Source organism: Frondihabitans sucicola (genome assembly GCF_030296615.1).
GTDB classification, from domain to species: domain Bacteria; phylum Actinomycetota; class Actinomycetes; order Actinomycetales; family Microbacteriaceae; genus Frondihabitans; species Frondihabitans sucicola.
On the sequence record NZ_AP027732.1, the window covers coordinates 1196465 to 1217083 of the forward strand.

Here is a 20619-nt window from a genome sequence, read left to right on the forward strand (position 1 = left end):
TCTCGTCGAGGCGCTCTGCCAGGTCGTCCTCCAGGGCGGATCCGACCTCCACGTCACCGTGGACGCCGCCCCCACCATCCGGGTCGACGGTCACCTCCAGCCCGTTCTCTCGCCCGAGCCCTGGGGCAAGGAGAAGGTGCGCTCGGCCCTCGCCTCGCTTCTGAACGCCGACCGTCAGGACCAGTTCGACGCAGAGCTCGAACTCGACTTCGCCTACTCGCTCTCGCCCGACTCCCGGTTCCGGGTGAACTTCTACCAGCAGCGCGGTGTCCTCGGCGCCGTGTTCCGCCTGATCCCGACGCTCATCAAGACGCTCGACGAGCTCGGCATGGACCCGGCCATCTCGAAGTTCGCCGGCATGCCCCGCGGTCTCGTGCTCGTCACCGGCCCGACCGGTTCCGGCAAGTCGACCACCCTCGCCGCGCTGATCGATCTGGTGAACGAGACCCGCACGGACCACATCGTGACGGTCGAGGACCCGATCGAGTTCATGCACACCCACAAGAAGGCCCTGGTCAACCAGCGCGAGGTCGGCTCCGACACCCACAGCTTCGCGAACGCGCTCAAGCACGTGCTGCGCCAGGACCCCGACGTGATCCTGATCGGCGAACTCCGCGACCTCGAGACGATCTCGGTCGCCCTCACCGCGGCCGAGACCGGTCACCTGGTCTTCGCGACCCTGCACACGCAGGACGCCGCGCAGACCATCGACCGCGTCATCGACGTGTTCCCGCCGCACCAGCAGGACCAGGTGCGCACCCAGCTCGCCTCGACCCTGCAGGGCGTCGTCTGCCAGACCCTGGTGCCCCGCGCCACCGGCCGCGGCCGCGTCGTCGCCACCGAGATCATGATGATGACCCCCGCCGTGGGCAACCTCATCCGCGAAGGAAAGACCTACCAGATCGCCTCGTCGATGCAGGCCGGCCGCGACCTCGGAATGCACACCATGGACCAGGATCTCGCCGACCTGGTCAACACCGGAAAGGTCACCCTCAAGGCGGCCCTGGACAAGGTGCACGACACAGAGGGCTTCCACCGCCTCGTCACCCGCGCCGACACCGGCGGATCCCAGGGGCTCGCGTCCGGCGGCATCGACTTCGGCGACGCGTTCTCGGGGAGTGACCACTGATGGCAACCGCACTGACCTACGCCTACCGCGGCCGCGACTCCGCCGGAAAGGTCGTCAAGGGAAAGGTCGAGGCCTCCAGCGAGGGCGCGGTCGTCACCCGCCTGCGCACCATGGGCGTCTCGCCGATCGCGATCTCCGAGAGCTCCTCCACCGGCCTTCAGCGCGAGATCTCCATCCCCGGCTTCAACAAGGGCGTCAAGCTCAAAGACCTCGCGATCATGAGCCGGCAGATGTCGACCATGATCGGGTCAGGCCTGTCGCTGCTGCGCACCCTCTCGATCCTCTCCGAGCAGACCGAGAACGTGAAGCTCGCGAAGATCCTGACCGAGATCCGCGAGGACGTCGAGACGGGCGTCTCCTTCTCGGATGCCGTCGGCAAGCACGCGCAGGTCCTCCCGCCCATCATGATCAACATGGTGCGCGCCGGCGAGACCGGCGGCTTCCTCGAGGGCGCGCTCGACTCGCTGGCGACGAACTTCGAGAAGGAGGTCAAGCTGATGGGCACCATCAAGTCGGCCATGACGTATCCGGTCGTCGTTCTGGTGATGTCGTTGGTGGCTGTGGTGGTGATGCTCGTTTTCATCGTTCCGGTGTTTGCCAAGATGTTCTCCGGCCTCGGAGGAAGCTCCCGCTGCCGACTCAGATGCTCGTGTACGCGTCCCATGCGATGGTGTTCGTCGGTCCCGCGCTCGCGATCGCTCTCTTCGTGTTCAGCATCTGGTGGCGCGGAAACAAGAACACCGATCGTGTGCGTAGCGTTGTCGACCCCCTGAAGTTGAGGCTTCCCGTCTTCGGCCCTCTCCTGACCAAGATCGCAATTGCGCGCTTCAGCCGCAATTTCTCCAACATGATCGGTGCCGGCGTCCCGATCTTGACGGCGCTTCGCATCGTCGGCGAAGTGTCGGGCAACTGGGTCCTGCAGCGGGCCCTCGTCACGGTGGCCGAATCCGTTCGTCAGGGCGAGTCGATTGCCGTTCCGTTGGCCGAGGCAAACGTTTTCCCCGCCATGGTCACGCAGATGATTTCTGTCGGGGAGGACTCTGGTTCGCTCGAGACGATGCTCGAGAAGATCGCGTCCTTCTACGACGCTGAAGTCCAGGCCACGACGGAGGCCCTCACGTCCCTCATTGAGCCGCTCCTCATCGCCTTCTTGGGCGTTGTGGTCGGTGGCATGATCGTCTGTCTCTATCTGCCGATCTTCAAGATCACCACTCTCATCCACTGAGCTCGTCACGTCGCAGGGGTGCGTCGTTCGCCGGCCCCTGCCGAGTCCATCAGGATCAACCACCACCGCCTTTGCAAAACGACATACGTTGTCTATTTGTCTGCCGACGGCTGATGTTTCTATGCCCTGGTCGGGAGCTCTATTAGAGGTCTCGTGAAATGGCCCCTGACCTGGGGATAAGGCGGATCTTGTGCTCCCCGGACTGGGGTCATGGAAACAAGGAAAACCCCCGGACAAGGGATTCTGCACCCCCGGACTCCCCAATAACGTCTGTCTTGGCAGGCAGAGCTTGCCTCCGCGAACACCTCCCCATCCACCACATTCCGAACGGATATCTCATGTACTTCGCACTCATGGGCAAGCTCAGTGCTCGCCGCAAGAACCTCGCCGAGCAGGACGACAAGGGCTTCACCCTCATCGAGCTCCTCGTCGTCGTCATCATCATCGGCATCCTGGCTGCCATCGCCATCCCGGTGTACCTCAACGTTCAGAACAACGCGAAGGACAGCGCCGTTCAGTCCGACCTGACGAACGCAAAGACTGCGGTCACTTCGTACTTCACGGCCAACCAGTCCTACCCCGCCGCGATCAACACCACGAAGACGACAGGCACCGTGCTCGGACTCGGTTCCTACGGCTACAGCGGAACCAGCGTCACCTACGGCACGGGCAACTCTCCCGCGTGGGCACCTTCCAAGCCGGCCGACACGGCCACGTCGTTCTGCATCACGGCCACGAGCCCCACCGGCACCAAGTTCTGGGTCACCGACTCGACTGGTGTCGTCAAGTCCGACACTGCTCCCGCCGGCTGCTCCTGATCCGAATCACAGCAGGGCGAGCATCGATGGATGCTCGCCCTGCTGTCGCCTGATCCTCCCATTCTTTCCGCAAAGCACCCGAAGGGGTGAACCTCCGTGAAACGACTCCGTGACGCAGTATCTCCGCAGCACGACCCGGAGGCGGGCCTCAGTCTCATCGAGATCATGGTCGCCATGATGATCTTCTCGATCATCACCATCGGTGTGGCCTTCACTATTTCCAACACGCTGGTGCTGACGCGCGACTCGCAGAATCGCGAGACGGCTGTGAACCTTGCGTCACAGGCGATCGACCTCGATCGATCCTTCAACGACGTTCAGACAATCAAGGTCGGCACCGTCGACACCAGCGTGGGCAACACGACGTATCACGTGAATACCAGCGGCCAGTGGGTCGCCAGCGGTGACAATTCGACCGTGTGCGGCACCGGCGGCGGCATCTTGCAGTTCTATCGCGTGACCGTCCGAGTCACGTGGGACGGTCAGTCGACGTCGACGGCGCCCGTCTACACCGACACGGTCATCGCTCCCAACACCCGTATCAACGACCCCGCGCTCGGCTCCATTCTCGTCGGCGTGACCAATTCATCCGGATCCGGCACGTCCGGCGTCACAGTCACAGTGACGTCGAAGACGTCGGGCCTCGCGGTTCCCGCCCCGACCACGACGGACGGCTCCGGATGCGCATTCTTCTTCAAAGTGAGTCCGGGCTCCTACACCGTCGCGATCAGCCGTACCAACAGCATCGACATTTCTCAAAGAACTGCCCCGACGAAAGACGTCACCGTGAAAGCCGGTGCATCCGCGCCTGCAACGTTCACCTATGACGCCGCTGCGACCTACCCGCTGAAGTACGCCTACAACGCCACCAAAGGGCCGTCGCCCGTCCTCCCGACCAACTTGACGGCGACATTCGTCAATGCGACGACGGGGGCATATACCCCCTTGTCGCCGACCAATCCCATACAGCTCTTCCCGTCGACGAATGGCTATTCCGTCCTCGCGGGAAGCTACGTCGGCTCGACCGGAACCTCCTCGCCGACCTGCCTCAGCCCTGATCCCGCCGCCTGGTCCACTCCGAACTCCTCTGGAGCGGTTGGCACCGCGGTGGTGCCTTCGGCAACGACTCCCGGAGGAACCGTCAGCCCGGCCGTCAACGTCGGCATGGGATCGATCACGGTCAACAACATGGTGAAGAACAACTACCTCACGGCAGTGAGTCGTACGCCCATCGCGGGGTCCGGCGACCCCGGATGCGCGATCGGGATGAGCTACTCGTTCCCGCAGATGACGAACACGACTCAGATGACGATCGCACTTCCCTACGGAACCTGGGCGATCTACCAGAGTTCGACGCCGGGTTCGACGCCTCTTCTCGGTGGTGTGGCCACGACGAACATGACCCTTCAGACGGCGGGTTCGACCAACCTGCTGCTCGGCACCGCGACCCTCGACCCGAGAGGAACGTGATTCCATGAGCCTCTCCCGCTTTCGAGCCCGCCTTCGCCCGGCCGCCCTTCGCGGTGACGCTGGCGTGAGCCTGAGTGAACTGCTCGTGGCGATGGTCATCCTGGCAGTCCTCATGAGCGTCGTGATGGCGTTCTTCGTGACGTCTTCCAAGACGTTCGCGACGAACAAGGCAATCGACGGCAACACGCGTACTGCTTCGAACGCGATGAACGAGGTCTCCCGTGTGCTCCGCGCCGCGACCCCGAATCCGAAGTTGAACAACACGACGGACCCCGCATTCGTTTCGGCCACGGCCACTTCAGTGGTCTTCTACGCCTACATCAACCTCACCTCCTCGCTGGAGACGCCCGTGCAGGTCCGGTTCACTTACAGCGCCGCCGCGGGCACGATCACGGAATCCCGGTGGGTGGCCACCGGGCTCACCGGCGGCCTTTGGTCCTTTCCGTCGGCTTCCTCGACACCGGCGTCGTCCCGAGTCATCGGCACGGCAGTGCTGCCGGCCTCGTCAAGCGTCGGAGCGCTCTTCTCTTACCTCGGAGCAGACGGCACTCCGATCGCTTTCGTGAGCTCGGCCATTCCGTCGACGTCACTCGGAAGCATCGCCTCCGTCAAATTCGCCATCTCGAGTGGTACTTCTTCGACTGCAGGTCAGGCGACCAATCTCGTAAACACCATCGGTTTGCCCAACGTCGGCATTGCGAGGACATCATGAAGGCCCTTCTCCGACGACTCCGAGGAAATGACCCTGAGGGGGCATCGCGCTGGCGATGGTCATCGGCATCGGCATGGTCCTCACACTGCTCGTGGCCACGATGTTGACCACGTCCGTGAGCGGCCTCGTCAAGTCCAATGGAGATCAGGACTCCGCGGCGGCGCTGGCCGCTGCGTATGCCGGCATCGAGGACTACCAGAGCCGTCTCGCAAACGACAACACGTACCAGCAGTACGGCAATGCGGCATCGACGTTCAGCAACCCGCCCAAGACCTCGGCAAATCCAAACCCCTACGTCAGCAAGTTCACGTCCGCGAACGGCAACGACGCGTTCGGCTTGGGAGCCTCGGGTACCTGGGCGAAAATCCCCGGAAGCACCCGTGCGCAGTACCGATACGAGGTCGACAACTCCGCGTACTACTCGACGGGCATCATCAGGCTTCGATCCACTGGTGAAGTCGGGACGACAGTGCGATCCGAGGTGGCTGAATTGAAGCAGAACGGCTTCATCAATTACCTCTACTTCACGGACTACGAAGTGTCGGACCCTGCAGTCAGCAACCTGAACTGCACTCCGACATACGACTGGAAGACCCCGCACGACTCGGACTGCACCGAGCTTCAGTTTGGTCCGAGCGACGACCTCCAAGGGCCGGTTCACTCCAACGATTCCCTCCTGATCTGTGGCTCGAAATTCGAGAGCACCGTGGAGACCGGATATCGGGTTGCAGGAACGGCCAAGCCGTACAACATCCCTTCGAGTACGTGTTCCGCCGCTCAGTTCACCTACCAGGCGGGTTACGCGCCGGTCTACTCGCCGCCAATAACCATGCCTGCGACGAACCTGAATATGAAGCAGGAAACGCGTTCCGACCTGACGGACACGACCGTGCCGCGCCCGGGCTGCTTGTACACCGGCCCGACGACCATCACATTCAACGACGGCGGCACCATGACCGTCCGATCGCCGTGGACGGTCAAGACGAATTGGACTGCGGACGCATCGGGGAACCCGAACGGCGGAATCATCAGTGGTGACTGTGGAACACCTGGCACGGGAGTCGGCCAGCTGGGCAGCTCGACGGGTCAGACCATTAACGTGCCTCAGAACAACCTCATCTACGTGCAGAACGTGCCACACACGACTTCCAACGATCCGAACTACTACTCGACCTCAGCCAAGCCAACTGGCCTCAGCTGCACGGGCGCTGCCGGAGGGTCGACGACGGGAAACGGACTCGGGTATCCCGCAGCGGGTGAAGTCGCTCCCACTTATGCGTCCGGTACCGCGTCCTACGGCTGTGACACGGGCGACGTCTTCGTCAAGGGAACAGTTCAAGGCAAGGTCACCGTCGCTGCCGAGAACTACGTGTACGTGACGGATGATCTCAAGTACAGCACCACGGACGCGTCGAACAACCTGCTGGGCCTCGTCGGTAACGGTGCTGTCTGGGTCTACAACCCGGTCGACTCGAATGGTGCCCTGCTGGACACGTCGAATACGGGGATCACGATCGACGCTGCGATCCTGTCCGTCCTGCACACCTTTCAAGTGCAGAACTACAAGGCGGCGGGGTTCAAGGGCAATCTGACGGTCCTCGGCTCGATCGCACAGAAATTCCGCGGGGCTGTCGGATCGACGACGTCGGACCGCAACGGGAACGTCATTTCCCGAACGGGATACACCAAGGTGTATCTCTACGATTCGCGACTTCGGTACACGGCCCCACCGAAATTCCTCACCCCGGTGTCGACGAGCTACGGCGTATCGACGCTCACCGAAACCAAGCCGGCGTTCACTGCGAATGGAGGCGACCGATGACGGCCTCGCTTGCATGGATCCTGCCGATCGGTGTGGCCGTCGGAGGATTCGGGCTCTTGATCGGTTCATTCCTGAATGTGGTCGTCTACCGGCTACCCAACGGCATGTCTCTGTCGACCCCGCCGAGCGCCTGCCCCGGGTGTGGTTCGAGGATCAAGGCGTATGACAACGTTCCTGTTCTGTCTTGGCTCGCCCTGCAAGGCAAGTGCCGAGGATGCAAGAAAGCCATCTCGGCTCGGTATCCACTCGTCGAACTCGGTACCGCCGCATTCTTCTTCATCGTGGGACTCCGCTTCGTCCCGAGAGGCCTCCTGCTGGAGCCGGGCCACGCGATCGTGGCGCAGCTGCCTGTGGTCCTTGCCTTCCTCTATCTCGCCGCGATCAGCGTCGCCCTCGGGCTCATTGACGTCGATGTGCATCGTCTTCCCAACGCGATCGTGTTGCCTTCCTACGTCGCCGGGGTGGTGCTCTTCACGGCAGCGGCCGTGCTGTCCGGTGAGTGGGATTCCCTGATCCGAGGGCTCATTGGTCTGGCTGTGCTGTGGGTCGCGTACGCAGGAATGGCCCTCGCGTATCCCGGTGGCATGGGGTTCGGCGATGTCAAGCTCGCCGGGGTGCTCGGTCTCTACCTGGGCTGGCTCGGCTGGGGGCCGCTGATCGTCGGAGCTTTCGCAGCCTTCCTCCTAGGGGGCCTCTTCTCCCTGATCCTTCTCGGCACGAAACGTGTCGGTAGGAAAGGCGGAATTCCCTTCGGTCCGTGGATGCTCGTAGGCGCCTGGGTCGGAATCTTCCTGGGCCCGAGCATCTGGGCCGGCTACCTGTCATTCCTCGGTTTCAACTGAGACCGCATCGCGACTGATGAAAGAGAGAACCAAATGACGAAATCCATTGTGGGTGTCGACATCGGACATGCGTCGCTTCGGGCTGTCGAGGTCGTCGGCGCCACGAGCAGCAAGCCCACCATCGTCCGCTACGGCGAAATCCTCCTGCCCGAGGGCAGTGTCAGTCGCGGCGAGGTCCTGGAACCCCAGACTGTCGCCGACTCGATGAAACAGCTCTGGAGTCAGGCCGGGTTTAAGAGCAAGCAGGTGGTCCTCGGAATGGGGAATCAGCGGGTCTTGGCGCGTGACCTCACCGTTGCCAAAGCCAGCAAAGCTCGTATCAAAGAGTCCCTGCCTTTCCAGGTGCAGGACATGCTGCCTGTCCCGGTGGCAGACGCGCTCCTCGACTTCTACCCTGTGTCGGAAGGCATCGGGGAGCACGGCCCCGTGGTCAACGGCCTGCTCATCGCCGCCGTCAAAGACGCGGTGCTTGGGAACGTGCGGGCGACGAAGCTGGCCGGACTGCATGCAGTAGGAGTCGACCTGATCCCGTTCGCAACGTCGCGCCTGCTGATCAATCGTCCTGGGACGCCTGGCACGATCGCCCTGATCGATATCGGAGCGTCCACGACCTCTGTCGTCCTCGTTGCTGATGGTGTGCCGCAATTCGTCCGCATCATTCCGAGCGGCGGTGACGACGTGACCGGCGATCTTGCCACCCGGCTGGAGATTCCGCGCGATCTCGCCGAGGAGCCAAGCGCACGCTTGGACTGACATCACCTTCCACGACGAAGGAAGACAAGTCGGCGTCGGCGGTCATCTTCGAGACCGTCAACGAGCTCCTGGGAAGCCTCCGGAACACAGTGAGCTACTACGCGAACACGCGTCCGACCGAGACGGTGAGCCACATCGTTCTGACTGGTGGCGGTGGCGAGCTGCCCGGCCTGCCAGAAGCGCTCCAAGAGGTGACGCGTCTTCGCGTTGTAAAAGGGGATCCTCTCGTCGGTCTCTCGTTGGCCAAATCCGCACCCGCCGAGCAGCTCCGTCAGAATTCCACGGGTCTGACGGCCGCACTCGGCCTGGCCCTGGGAAGTGCCGCATGAACGTCACTCTGACCCGCAAGAAAAACGACAGCGGGCGCTCGACAGCCAAGACGAAATCGGCGGTCGAGCACACAAAGGTCGGTCGACGGCAGCGGCCGTCCAAGGCGACCCGTCAGAACAGCGCCATGGTGATCGGGGGTCTGCCTCGCGTCGACCTGTTGCCGCGCGAGGTACGGGCCGAACGCCGCGCCGCCGCCGTCGTCCGTCGTACGTGGCTTGGCGTCGCCGGTGTGGCCGCCCTTGTGCTCCTCGCCAGCGCAAGCGCGTCATTGCTCTCGGCTCAGGCCAAGAGCGATCTGTCCTCTGCACAGTCGGCAACAGTCACACTCAATGCCCAACAGCAGAAGTACGCGAAGGTTCGCACCGTCCAAAATCAGGTGAACCTCGCAAAAGCCGCGCAGAGTGTCGGCGGCGCAACAGAGATCGACTGGACGACGTATCTCGCAAAAGTCCAGGCAAGCCTTCCCGACGATGTCTCCATGACGTCTGTCAGCCTCGATTCAGCGTCGCCCCTCACGTCGTACGCCCAGTCGGCCACGCCTGGGCAGGGCACTCGCATTGCGACCGTGACCTTCATTGCCACCAGTGCCTCGTTGCCGTCCGTGCCGGAATGGCTGGACGATCTGACGAAGTTGCCCGGCTACGTGGACGCCACCCCGGGATCCGTCTCCTTCGCGGCGGGCCAGTACACCGCCAATATCACAATGCACATCAACCAGGCCGCGTACTCCGGTCGCTTCACCACGAAGGACAAGTGACCATGGACCGCAACAAGATCCTGATGTTCGTGGCCGTCTTGGCCATGTTCGTGGTGGCCGGCGCAGGCTTTCTCGTCGGCGTCCAGCCGCAGCTTCAAGCGGCCGACGCGGCCAAAGCGCAGACCGCGACGACGAACCAGAACAACAGCGCTCTCGCTACGGGGGTTGCGACCCTCAGGAGTCAGTTCTCGAAGATCGATTCGCTGACGACGCAACTTGCCTCGCTAACAGCTTCGGTGCCGGCGGACGCGGCTTCGTCGACTCTGATCGACGAATACAACGACATTGCCAAGGCCACTGACACCACCATCGTCAACCTGACTTTCGCCGACGCGCAGGCCTACACCGAGCCCGTGGCGACGACGTCGGCCGGCGTCGCGGCAGCGCCGAAGTCGGTGACCAGTTCCCTCATCACGCCGACGAACTTCTCAGCCATTCCCGTCACGATCCAGATCAAGGGAGTTACGCCCAGGCGCTCGACTTCATGAAGGGGCTGCACGATGGCAAGCGTCTTTTCTTGATCACGAACGTCGCCAGCTCGGTGACGAGTGATTCGGACTCGACGGCGGCCACCACGGCGCCCAACAGCTGGACGATTTCGGGCCTCGTGTATTCGCTGACGGACGCGAAGACAGTGCAGACGCAGCAGCAGGCAAACACCGCCACCGCCACCGGCACCACGCCGACAGGCAGCTCCTCCACCGACACCGCAGCCGGTAAGTAGAGGAGCGACCAAGCCGCCACGGCCCGGTCGGAGGTCCCGATCGACCGGACCGTGGTGTCAGACCCGCCAGGGATGGCGGGACGGGAGCGTCGACGCGGGCCCCTAGCCCTCGCCGGCGCCTCCTTCTTTAAGGCGACACTCGACGAGCGGGCCCGCAGCGGCGGAGATCGCCCGAAATCGAAGGGGATTTTGCCGTCGGGCCGCAGGGCAGGCGGCGGGAGAGCCCGCGCCGCGAAAATCCCCTTCGATTTCGGGAGGGGGGAGGAGAGGCCGGCGGGAGCACCACCACCAGCCCCCGCGAAGCGCACGCGTAGCCTGGAATCATGTCCCGCGGCCTCCTCACGTTCATGGCCACGGTGACGCATCTCGCGCTCGTGGTCCTGACGATCGGGCTCCTCTTCTACGTCACCGACGACGACGTGATCGTCGAGCGCGACGCGGGGACGACGCTCGGGCCGGCCATGGTCTTCGGCTCGATGGCGGCCGTCTTCTTCGTGTTGGCTCGAAGCTTCGGCGTGGCCGGCCGCGATGGCGAGAGCCGGGCGCCTGCGATCCTGCGACCCTCTCTGCTGGCCGCGGTCGGAAGCTACGTCGTCATGCTGCTCATCGGCAGCCTGCTCTACGCGCTCCGTCGCGACGAAGCGGTCTGGCTGGTGCTGTTCGCCGGGCGGTACGCGGGTTCCGCGTTCGTGATCGTCTCGTCGGTCTGGGCCGGAGTCGTGGTCGCGGGTTTCCTTCTCCTGGCGCGCTTCGAATCCGCTCGTGCGGTCCGCGACGCCCACCACGACGACCTCTAGCGGCACCCCGCGAGGCACCCCGCGACGACCTCTAGCGGCACCCCGCGAGGCACCGCGCGACGCCCGCCACGACGACCTCTAGCGGCACCCCGCGATCGCCGCGGAGGACCACGGCGGACACCCTCGCTCGGGGTGTCGAATCCGGCCGGGAACCGTGCCTACAATTGCTCGTCCGGCACTCGTCCGAACACCTCCCCCGAAGCAGCCGGCATCTCTCCGGCAGCTTCGCCGCGCGCGAAAAGAAAGCAGAGAATCACAGCGTGCTCCTCACCATCCTGGGCTGGGTCGGCGCCGTCGTCATCCTCGCCGGCTACGCTCTCTTCTCCCTCGGAAAACTCCCGAACGGCCCGGTGTACCAGCTCAGCAATCTTGTGGGGGCCTTCGCGATCTCGCTCAACGTCGCGGCGCACGGCGCCTGGCCCTCCGCCGTCGTCAACGTCGTCTGGGCCATCATCGCGGCCGTCGTCCTCGTCCGCATGGCCAGGGCCCGATCGCGCACGAGGCGTCTCGTCGCCGAGGCGCGGCACGACGAGACACACGAGCGCAGGATGCAAGACGTCGAGCGCGCGCACCTGGTCACGTCGTTCCCGGCCGACTCCCTGCCGGCGGTCACGGCCGCTCTCGCCGTGGTCGCTCTCGCGGCCGCGCACCAGCAGCACCCCCGCGACCCCGAGTTCGCTCCGGGCGCAGAGCCCGCATCCACCGCCGTTTGATAAGAGCCTGGCGGCAGGCTATTCTTGCTCGGGTGTGCGTTTAAACGCGCGCCCAGAATCCAGGTGCAGTCGAAACTGGAATCAACCGTCTCTTCGGGGTGGCGAACTTCTCGCCGATTCGATCAGGCCCGACCGCATATGTCCAGGATGCTCCGCATCCATGATGCAGCGGCTCGGGAGAGACGCACGACAACAACACTCAGCATTGCGATGTGTGACGGCCGTGCTCCAGAGATGAGGAAGCCGTCCGACCGGGCCGGCCAGAGCCGAGAAGTACGTAACAAGGAGAACCAGTGCCAACTATTCAGCAGCTGGTCCGAAAGGGACGCACGCCGAAGGTCGTCAAGACCAAGGCCCCCGCCCTCAAGGCCAACCCTCAGCAGCGTGGCGTGTGCACGCGTGTGTACACCACCACCCCCAAGAAGCCGAACTCGGCCCTCCGCAAGGTTGCTCGCGTCAAGCTCAGCAACGGCACCGAGGTCACCGCGTACATTCCCGGTGAAGGCCACAACCTCCAGGAGCACTCGATGGTGCTCGTCCGCGGCGGTCGTGTGAAAGACCTCCCCGGTGTCCGTTACAAGATCGTTCGCGGCGCCCTCGACACCCAGGCCGTCAAGAACCGCAAGCAGGCTCGCAGCCGCTACGGCGCGAAGATGGAGAAGAAGTAATGCCTCGTAAGGGCCCCGCTCCCAAGCGTCCCGTCGTCGCAGACCCCGTCTACGGCGCCCCCATCGTCAGCCAGCTGGTCAACAAGATCCTGCTCGACGGCAAGAAGGGCCTCGCCGAGCGCATCGTCTACGGTGCTCTCGCCGGCGTCTCCGCCAAGAACGGCCAGGACGCCGTCGCCACGCTCAAGAAGGCTCTCGACAACGTCCGCCCGACCCTCGAGGTCCGGTCGCGTCGCGTCGGTGGCTCCACCTACCAGGTGCCGGTCGAGGTCAAGCCTCACCGCGCCAACACCCTGGCTCTCCGCTGGCTCACCAGCTACGCCAAGGCTCGTCGCGAGAAGACGATGACCGAGCGTCTCATGAACGAGATCCTCGACGCATCGAACGGTCTCGGCGCCGCCGTCAAGCGTCGTGAAGACACGCACAAGATGGCCGAGTCGAACAAGGCCTTCGCGCACTACCGCTGGTAACAGCTTTGCGGGGTGGTCACCACCGTGACCACCCCGCAAGAAACCACACTCTCTAACCCCCAATCGGAGGAACCCGTGGCACAGGACGTGCTCACCGACCTGAACAAGGTCCGCAACATCGGCATCATGGCGCACATCGATGCCGGCAAGACGACGACCACCGAGCGCATCCTGTACTACACGGGCATCACCCACAAGATCGGTGAAGTCCACGACGGCGCTGCCACGATGGACTGGATGGCTCAGGAGCAGGAGCGTGGCATCACGATCACCTCCGCTGCGACCACCTGCTTCTGGAACAAGAACCAGATCAACATCATCGACACCCCCGGTCACGTCGACTTCACGGTCGAGGTCGAGCGCAGCCTGCGCGTCCTCGACGGTGCCGTTGCCGTCTTCGACGGCAAGGAGGGCGTCGAGCCCCAGTCCGAGACCGTGTGGCGTCAGGCCGACAAATACGACGTGCCCCGCATCTGCTTCGTCAACAAGATGGACAAGCTGGGCGCCGACTTCTACTACACGGTCGACACCATCATCAAGCGCCTCGGTGCGAAGCCCTCGTCATGCAGCTCCCGATCGGCTCCGAGTCGAACTTCGAGGGCGTCGTCGACCTGGTCGAGATGCGCGCGCTCACGTGGCGCGGCGACTCGAAGGGTGACGTCGAGCTCGGTGCCAAGTACGAGATCGAGCCCATCCCCGAAGACCTCCAGGCCCAGGCCGAGGAGTACCGCGCGAAGCTGCTCGAGGTCGTCGCCGAGTCCGACGACGTCCTGCTCGAGAAGTACTTCGGCGGCGAAGAGCTGACCGTTGCCGAGATCAAGGCCGCCGTCCGCAAGATGACCGTCAACTCCGAGCTGTACCCGGTGTTCTGCGGTTCCGCGTTCAAGAACCGCGGCGTCCAGCCGATGCTCGACGCGGTCATCGACTACCTCCCGTCGCCGCTCGACGTGCCTCCGATGGAGGGCCACGACGTCCGCGACGCCGAGAAGATCATCATCCGCAAGCCGGACTCCGCCGAGCCCTTCTCGGCTCTGGCGTTCAAGGTCGCGGTGCACCCCTTCTTCGGTCGTCTGACCTACGTGCGCGTCTACTCGGGTCACATCGAGTCGGGTGCTCAGGTCATCAACTCGACCAAAGACAAGAAGGAGCGCATCGGCAAGATCTTCCAGATGCACTCCAACAAGGAGAACCCGGTCGACGGCGTCACCGCCGGTCACATCTACGCCGTCATCGGTCTGAAGTTCACGACCACCGGTGACACGCTGTGCGACCCGTCCGAGCAGATCGTCCTCGAGTCGATGACCTTCCCGGAGCCCGTCATCGAGGTCGCCATCGAGCCGAAGACGAAGCAGGACCAGGAGAAGCTCTCGCTGGCCATCCAGAAGCTCGCCGAAGAGGACCCGACGTTCCGCGTCGAGCTGAACGCCGAGACCGGTCAGACGGTCATCAAGGGAATGGGCGAGCTCCACCTCGACATCCTGGTCGACCGCATGAAGCGCGAGTTCAACGTCGAGGCGAACGTCGGCAAGCCCCAGGTCGCGTACCGCGAGACGCTCAAGAAGGGCATCGAGCGCTACGACTACACCCACAAGAAGCAGACCGGTGGGTCGGGTCAGTTCGCCAAGGTGCAGATCGCGCTGGAGCCTTTCGAGGTCACGGCCGAGTCCACCTACGAGTTCGTCAACAAGGTCACGGGTGGCCGCGTTCCGCGCGAGTACATCCCGTCGGTCGACGCCGGCATCCAGGACGCCATGCAGGTCGGTGTCCTCGCCGGTTACCCCACCGTGGGTGTCCGCGCGCTGCTCCTCGACGGTGCTGCGCACGATGTCGACTCGTCCGAGATGGCGTTCAAGATCGCCGGATCGATCGCGTACAAGGAGGCTGCCCGCAAGGCGCAGCCCGTGCTGCTCGAGCCGATCATGGCCGTCGAGGTGCGCACGCCCGAGGAGTACATGGGCGACGTCATCGGCGACCTCAACTCTCGTCGCGGCATGATCGCGTCGATGGACGATGCCAGCGGTGTGAAGGTCGTCAAGGCCAGCGTCCCGCTGTCGGAGATGTTCGGATACGTCGGTGACCTGCGGTCGAAGACCTCGGGTCGCGCCGTCTACTCGATGACGTTCGAGTCGTACGCGGAGGTCCCCAAGGCTGTTGCCGAGGAGATCATCGCGAAGAACAAGGGCGAATAGCCCACCCCGGGGGTTGCGTTCTCCACAGGGCGCACCACCCGAAATGCGGGGTCGAGCCTCGACCGCGTAGCATGAGTACACACCAATGCGCAGGCCCTGAGTCGGCCGGAGGAATCCGGCCGGCCCTGGGACTGCACTCGAGTCCTGAGGAGGACCCACAGTGGCGAAGGCCAAGTTCGAGCGGACTAAGCCGCACGTAAACATCGGAACCATCGGTCACGTTGACCACGGTAAGACGACGCTCACCGCGGCGATCACCAAGGTTCTGCACGACAAGTACCCGACCCTCAACGACGCGTCGGCATTCGACCAGATCGACAACGCGCCCGAAGAGAAGGCTCGTGGTATCACGATCAACATCTCGCACGTCGAGTACCAGACGGAGAAGCGTCACTACGCTCACGTCGACGCTCCGGGCCACGCCGACTACATCAAGAACATGATCACCGGTGCCGCTCAGATGGACGGCGCGATCCTGGTCGTCGCGGCCACTGACGGCCCGATGCCCCAGACGCGTGAGCACGTCCTCCTGGCTCGCCAGGTCGGCGTCCCCTACATCGTCGTGGCGCTGAACAAGTCCGACATGGTCGACGACGAAGAGATCCTCGAGCTCGTCGAGATCGAGGTTCGCGAGCTGCTCTCCAGCCAAGACTTCGATGGCGACAACGCTCCGGTCATCCAGGTCTCCGCTCTCAAGGCCCTCGAGGGCGACGAGAAGTGGGCCGAGACGGTCTTCGAGCTCATGAACGCCGTCGACGAGAACGTCCCGGAGCCCGTTCGTGCCACCGACCAGCCCTTCCTCATGCCCGTCGAGGACGTCTTCACGATCACCGGTCGTGGCACCGTCATCACCGGTCGTGTCGAGCGCGGCATCCTGAAGCCGAACGACGAGGTTGAGATCGTCGGCATCAAGGAGAAGAGCATCAAGACGACCGTCACGGCCATCGAGATGTTCCGCAAGACCCTCGAAGACGCCCGTGCGGGTGAGAACGTCGGTCTGCTCCTCCGCGGTACCAAGCGCGAAGAGGTCGAGCGCGGCCAGGTCGTCGTCAAGCCCGGCTCGATCACGCCTCACACCGAGTTCGAGGGCAACGTCTACATCCTCTCCAAGGATGAGGGCGGCCGTCACAACCCGTTCTACGCGAACTACCGTCCGCAGTTCTACTTCCGCACCACCGACGTCACCGGCGTCATCACGCTGCCCGAGGGCACCGAGATGGTCATGCCCGGCGACACGACTGAGATCACCGTTCAGCTGATCCAGCCGATCGCCATGGAGGAGGGCCTGCGCTTCGCTATCCGCGAGGGTGGCCGCACCGTCGGCGCCGGCACCGTCACGAAGATCATCAAGTAACACGATCCTTCTGACAGGCTGCTAGCCAGCACTGCCACACGAAGCGGGTCGAGCCGAAAGGCTCGGCCCGCTTTCGCGTGTCCGGACGTCTTCCCGGGCGGAACCGCTTTTCACCGAAACAGCGTTGCATCCGCGGCCGGTCGCGCCCATGATGGTTCGCAAGGGCCGGAAGTGCCGGTCACCGAGGAAGGACCGACATGGCAGGCCTGGACGACGTCACGAAAAAAGCCCAAGATTTCTTGAACGACAACAAGGTGAAAGACGCTCTGAAGAGCGACAAGGCAGAAGAGGTCAGCGACAACATCCTCAACGCCGTCGCCGGCGCGGCCGACAAGATCACCGGTGGAAAGTTCCACGAGAAGATCGAAGACGCCCGCGAAGCCGCCGACAAGAAGATCGGCAGCGACGAGTAAGACGTCACCTCGCTGGCCCCCGGTGCTCGCGCCGGGGGCTTTCGCGTGCCGCCACTGCTGCGGCCCGGCGCGTACCCCGGTGGGCGAGCGCGCAGGATCCTGCGAGTTTCGTAGGGGCATGCCTCGCCTTCGTCGCACCGACTCGACCCGCCCCGGTGTCACGCGTGCGCGCTCCGGACGCGGATTCACCTACCGCGACGACCGCGGCCGCACGATCACCGATCCCGACCTCCGCGCGCGCATCGAGCACCTCGCCATCCCGCCGGCCTGGACGGACGTCTGGATCGCGCCGTATCCGAACGGGCACATCCAGGCGACCGGCGTGGACGGTGCCGGGCGGCGACAGTACCTGTACCACCCCACCTGGCGCGAGCAGAAGGACCGCATCAAGTTCGACCGCGCCCTGTCGCTCGCCGAATCGCTGCCGGCGGCGCGGCGGCTCGTCACGATGGACCTGCGGCGCGCCGAACCCGATCGGGAGCGCGCCCTGGCAGCGGCCTTCCGCATGCTCGACTCGGGCTCGCTGCGGGTCGGCTCGGAGCGCTACGCCGAGCAGCACGGCAGCCATGGGCTGTCGACGCTGCTCTGCTCGCACGCGACCGTGAGCGGCGACACGGTGTCACTCTCGTTTCCCGCGAAGAGCGGGCAGGAGTGGGAGAGCGAGATCGTCGACCCGGACCTCGCGCGGGTGATCCGCGGTCTGAAGCAGCGCGGAGCGCGCGCGAACCTCCTCGCCTTCCGGCCGGAGGTGGGAGCATCCTGGTCCCCCTGCACGCCGCGGAGATCAACGAGTACGTCCACGAACGGACCGGGGGAGAGTTCACGGCGAAAGACTTCCGGACCCTCCACGGGACGGTGGCCGCCGCCGTGAGCCTCGCCCGGACGGGTCCGCAGCCGAGCGCGCCCAAGCGCCAGCGGGCCCTCGCCCAGGCGATGCGGGACGCCGCCGAGGTCCTCGGCAACACGCCCTCGATCGCGAAGCAGAGCTACGTCGACCCGCGACTCGTCGACGCCTACACCTCGGGGGAGACCATCGACCCGGCCCGCGCGGCCTCAGCCGAGTCGGAGGTGCGCGCCCTTCTGTACCGGTGACGGCCCCGGGTGACGTAACGTTGGCAGTTGCGCCCGGCTCATCGGGCGCTCGAGAGGACCTCTGCAGTGACCGAGTGCATCCACGGGCTGGATGAAGAATTGTGCGACATCTGCTCGCCCCGCCCGACCATCGAGCCGCAGGATCCCGCGCCGACCGCCCGCAAGACCGCTCCGGCGAGGCGCCTCCCGGCTCGCGTTCCCGGCGCCAAGCGTGCGCCGGCTGCGAGCGACCCGCTCCCCGACATCGACCTCGCCACGATGCGGGTCCACCACTGGACCCACCTCTCCAACCTCGAGGGCATCCTCTCGGCCGGGCTCCTGCGCGCCGATGCGGCCCCCGAACTCGACGTCACGTCGATCGACGCCCGCGAGAAGCGCGCGGCCGTGGCCCTGCCCGACGGATCGACCGCTGCCGGCCACGTGCCTTTCGCCCTGTCGCCCGACGCCGCCACCTGGGACGAAGTGCGGCACGGAGCGGAGGGTGCCCGCTGGTCGACCGCAGCGCGTGCCACCCGACCGACCGACTACGTGATCCTGGTCGCCCCCGTCTCCGCCCTCGGCGACGCGTTCGTGGTGGCCGACGGAGACGCATCGGCACCGCTCACGCGCTTCGCGGCCGGCTCGGCCGAGGGCGGTGCCCTGGTGCGGCGCGCGTCCCTGACCGATCCCGACCTGGTGGGCGTCGAGATCCTGGTTCCCGGATCCTTCGACCTGAAGGCGCTGACACTCATCGGCGTGCCGAACGACAAGGTGCGCGATCACGTCAAGGCCCTGGTCAAAGAGGCCGGCGGAGTCGTGCCCCGCGTGGCGATCTACCCGCCGTGGTTCAAGCCCAGCGAGGCCTGAGCAGGCCTCCGACGAGGTGCGACACGCCCGGGTTGCAGCAAATGCCGGGGTGTGGCAAGATTATCTGGTTCAACACTTCCGCCTCACGGCGTGAATCACTGCCAGGCAGTGCACAGTGTCGGTCTCATGACGAGCAGCGGTTTCATCGCCGCAGACGTACGAGGCCTCTCTGGGCCGCGGGTAGCAGGACACCTCTTCAATCGAATCCGAAGGCCTCGGCTGCGCTTCCGTGCGGCCCGGAGCTGGATCCGAGAGCGACTCCCACCGGGGTGGCGTTCTCGGGCCAAGAGATGGACCTCCCCAGGCCCCAGCGTCCGCTGAAAATCTCTTGCGCGGGTTCGAGCCAGCCCTAGAGCAACGAGCAATCGACTCGCGGGGCGTTGACAGAAAAACAGTGGTGCGGCAGGCGAGCAAGATGCCTTGCCTACCGACCGAGTCCGACCGAGCGAGAGTTCGGGAGGGCGCGTCAGGCGGCCCCGTGAAGGTGCGCGACGTTTACATCGAGAGAGAGTCACACATGGCGGGACAAAAGATCCGCATCCGACTGAAGTCGTATGACCACGAGGTCATCGACACGTCAGCTCGCAAGATCGTCGACACGGTGACCCGTGCCGGTGCGACCGTGGTCGGCCCCGTGCCGCTCCCCACGGAGAAGAACGTGATCGCAGTCATCCGTTCGCCGCACAAGTACAAAGACAGCCGCGAGCACTTCGAGAAGCGCACGCACAAGCGCCTCATCGACATCATCGACCCGACGCCGAAGGCCGTCGACTCGCTCATGCGTCTCGACCTCCCCGCCGACGTCAACATCGAGATCAAGCTGTAGGGGGCGACCGACAAATGGCTAACTCCACCAAGAACGTCAAGGGCCTGCTCGGCAAGAAGCTCGGCATGACCCAGGTCTGGGACGAGAACAACAAGCTCATCCCCGTCACCGTCGTCGAGATCTCGACCAACGTCGTGACCCAGATCCGCACCGAAGAGCTCGACGGCTACGTCGCCGTCCAGATCGCCGCCGGCGCCATCGACCCTCGCAAGTCGAACAAGCCCTCCACCGGTCACTTCGACAAGGCCGGCGTCACGCCGCGCCGCACCCTCACCGAGGTCCGCACCGCTGACGCCGCCGAGTACGCACTCGGCCAGGAGCTCACGGTCGACACCTTCGAAGCCGGCCAGAAGGTCGACGTCGTCGGTACCTCCAAGGGCAAGGGCTTCGCCGGTGTCATGAAGCGTCACAACTTCGCCGGTGTCTCCTCCTCGCACGGTTCGCACCGCAACCACCGCAAGCCCGGCTCGATCGGCGCTTCCTCGACCCCCAGCCGTGTCTTCAAGGGCATGCGCATGGCCGGTCGCATGGGTGGCGACCGCGTCACCGTCCTCAACCTCACGGTCCACGCCGTCGACGCCGAGAAGGGTCTGCTGCTCGTCAAGGGCGCCGTCCCCGGTGCTCGTGGCCGCACCGTCTTCGTCCGTACCGCCGTTAAGGGGGCCTAGC

At 64.7% G+C, this 20619-nt stretch carries 22 protein-coding genes and 2 pseudogenes; all 24 read left to right on the plus strand.

What is annotated here, in order from left to right; all coding sequences use genetic code 11:
- Positions 1-58: 58 nt before the first annotated feature.
- On the plus strand, positions 59-1129 hold the full coding sequence (locus QUE79_RS06290) for a type IV pilus twitching motility protein PilT (protein WP_434011038.1): 1071 nt from the start codon (positions 59-61) through the stop codon (positions 1127-1129).
- The gene (locus QUE79_RS25295; protein ID WP_350271652.1) at positions 1129-1902 is read left to right on the plus strand and encodes a type II secretion system F family protein; all 774 of its coding nucleotides are present in this window, start codon (positions 1129-1131) and stop codon (positions 1900-1902) included. Before QUE79_RS06290 ends, QUE79_RS25295 begins: the two co-directional genes overlap by 1 nt.
- Positions 1836-2354 carry a type II secretion system F family protein gene (locus QUE79_RS25300; protein WP_350271653.1) on the plus strand — a complete coding sequence of 173 codons (519 nt, stop codon included), beginning with the start codon at positions 1836-1838 and terminating at the stop codon, positions 2352-2354. Before QUE79_RS25295 ends, QUE79_RS25300 begins: the two co-directional genes overlap by 67 nt.
- A gap of 338 nt (positions 2355-2692) precedes the next feature.
- Positions 2693-3172 carry a type II secretion system protein gene (locus tag QUE79_RS06300; RefSeq protein WP_286345927.1) on the plus strand — a complete coding sequence of 160 codons (480 nt, stop codon included), beginning with the start codon at positions 2693-2695 and terminating at the stop codon, positions 3170-3172.
- A gap of 96 nt (positions 3173-3268) precedes the next feature.
- Complete coding sequence (locus QUE79_RS06305; RefSeq protein ID WP_286345928.1) at positions 3269-4642, plus strand: prepilin-type N-terminal cleavage/methylation domain-containing protein; 1374 nt, start codon at positions 3269-3271, stop codon at positions 4640-4642.
- A gap of 4 nt (positions 4643-4646) precedes the next feature.
- Positions 4647-5354 (plus strand): PulJ/GspJ family protein, encoded by a 708-nt coding sequence (locus QUE79_RS06310; protein WP_286345929.1) that lies wholly within the window; start codon positions 4647-4649, stop codon positions 5352-5354.
- Positions 5355-5469: 115 nt separating this feature from the next.
- Entirely contained in the window at positions 5470-7176 is a 1707-nt protein-coding gene (locus QUE79_RS06315; RefSeq protein WP_286345930.1) for a hypothetical protein, read from the plus strand.
- Positions 7173-8018 carry a prepilin peptidase gene (locus QUE79_RS06320; protein ID WP_286345931.1) on the plus strand — a complete coding sequence of 282 codons (846 nt, stop codon included), beginning with the start codon at positions 7173-7175 and terminating at the stop codon, positions 8016-8018. The genes QUE79_RS06315 and QUE79_RS06320 overlap by 4 nt, the downstream gene beginning before the upstream one ends.
- Before the next feature lie 33 nt (positions 8019-8051).
- The gene (gene pilM, locus QUE79_RS06325) at positions 8052-8771 is read left to right on the plus strand and encodes a type IV pilus biogenesis protein PilM (RefSeq protein WP_286345932.1); all 720 of its coding nucleotides are present in this window, start codon (positions 8052-8054) and stop codon (positions 8769-8771) included.
- Between the two features lie 89 nt (positions 8772-8860).
- Positions 8861-9100, plus strand: coding sequence for a pilus assembly protein PilM (pilM, locus tag QUE79_RS06330; protein ID WP_286345933.1), 240 nt, complete (start codon positions 8861-8863; stop codon positions 9098-9100).
- Positions 9097-9858: a hypothetical protein gene (locus tag QUE79_RS06335; protein WP_286345934.1), complete on the plus strand. Its 762-nt coding sequence runs from the start codon at positions 9097-9099 to the stop codon at positions 9856-9858. Before pilM (QUE79_RS06330) ends, QUE79_RS06335 begins: the two co-directional genes overlap by 4 nt.
- A gap of 2 nt (positions 9859-9860) precedes the next feature.
- Complete coding sequence (locus QUE79_RS06340) at positions 9861-10346, plus strand: hypothetical protein (protein ID WP_286345935.1); 486 nt, start codon at positions 9861-9863, stop codon at positions 10344-10346.
- A gap of 29 nt (positions 10347-10375) precedes the next feature.
- Entirely contained in the window at positions 10376-10582 is a 207-nt protein-coding gene (locus tag QUE79_RS06345) for a hypothetical protein (RefSeq protein ID WP_286345936.1), read from the plus strand.
- A 323-nt stretch (positions 10583-10905) separates the two neighbouring features.
- The gene (locus QUE79_RS06350; protein WP_286345937.1) at positions 10906-11379 is read left to right on the plus strand and encodes a DUF6121 family protein; all 474 of its coding nucleotides are present in this window, start codon (positions 10906-10908) and stop codon (positions 11377-11379) included.
- A 260-nt stretch (positions 11380-11639) separates the two neighbouring features.
- Positions 11640-12092 (plus strand): CBU_0592 family membrane protein, encoded by a 453-nt coding sequence (locus tag QUE79_RS06355; protein ID WP_286345938.1) that lies wholly within the window; start codon positions 11640-11642, stop codon positions 12090-12092.
- A gap of 293 nt (positions 12093-12385) precedes the next feature.
- A complete protein-coding gene (gene rpsL, locus QUE79_RS06360; RefSeq protein WP_055964941.1) occupies positions 12386-12760 on the plus strand; it encodes a 30S ribosomal protein S12 in 375 nt (124 codons plus the stop codon).
- Positions 12760-13230, plus strand: coding sequence for a 30S ribosomal protein S7 (gene rpsG, locus QUE79_RS06365; RefSeq protein ID WP_055964944.1), 471 nt, complete (start codon positions 12760-12762; stop codon positions 13228-13230). Before rpsL ends, rpsG begins: the two co-directional genes overlap by 1 nt.
- Before the next feature lie 75 nt (positions 13231-13305).
- Positions 13306-15419, plus strand: a pseudogene (gene fusA / locus QUE79_RS06370) (elongation factor G).
- A gap of 160 nt (positions 15420-15579) precedes the next feature.
- A complete protein-coding gene (tuf, locus tag QUE79_RS06375; RefSeq protein ID WP_286345939.1) occupies positions 15580-16773 on the plus strand; it encodes an elongation factor Tu in 1194 nt (397 codons plus the stop codon).
- 197 nt (positions 16774-16970) lie between these two features.
- Complete coding sequence (locus QUE79_RS06380; RefSeq protein ID WP_286345940.1) at positions 16971-17186, plus strand: Rv0909 family putative TA system antitoxin; 216 nt, start codon at positions 16971-16973, stop codon at positions 17184-17186.
- A gap of 118 nt (positions 17187-17304) precedes the next feature.
- Positions 17305-18278 (plus strand): annotated as a pseudogene (locus tag QUE79_RS06385) (DNA topoisomerase IB).
- Positions 18279-18344: 66 nt separating this feature from the next.
- Positions 18345-19124, plus strand: a complete 780-nt coding sequence (locus tag QUE79_RS06390) for a DarT ssDNA thymidine ADP-ribosyltransferase family protein (RefSeq protein ID WP_286345941.1) — start codon at positions 18345-18347, stop codon at positions 19122-19124.
- 517 nt (positions 19125-19641) lie between these two features.
- Positions 19642-19950 (plus strand): 30S ribosomal protein S10, encoded by a 309-nt coding sequence (gene rpsJ, locus QUE79_RS06395; RefSeq protein ID WP_055964962.1) that lies wholly within the window; start codon positions 19642-19644, stop codon positions 19948-19950.
- A gap of 14 nt (positions 19951-19964) precedes the next feature.
- Positions 19965-20618: a 50S ribosomal protein L3 gene (gene rplC / locus QUE79_RS06400; protein WP_286345942.1), complete on the plus strand. Its 654-nt coding sequence runs from the start codon at positions 19965-19967 to the stop codon at positions 20616-20618.
- Position 20619 lies beyond the last annotated feature (1 nt).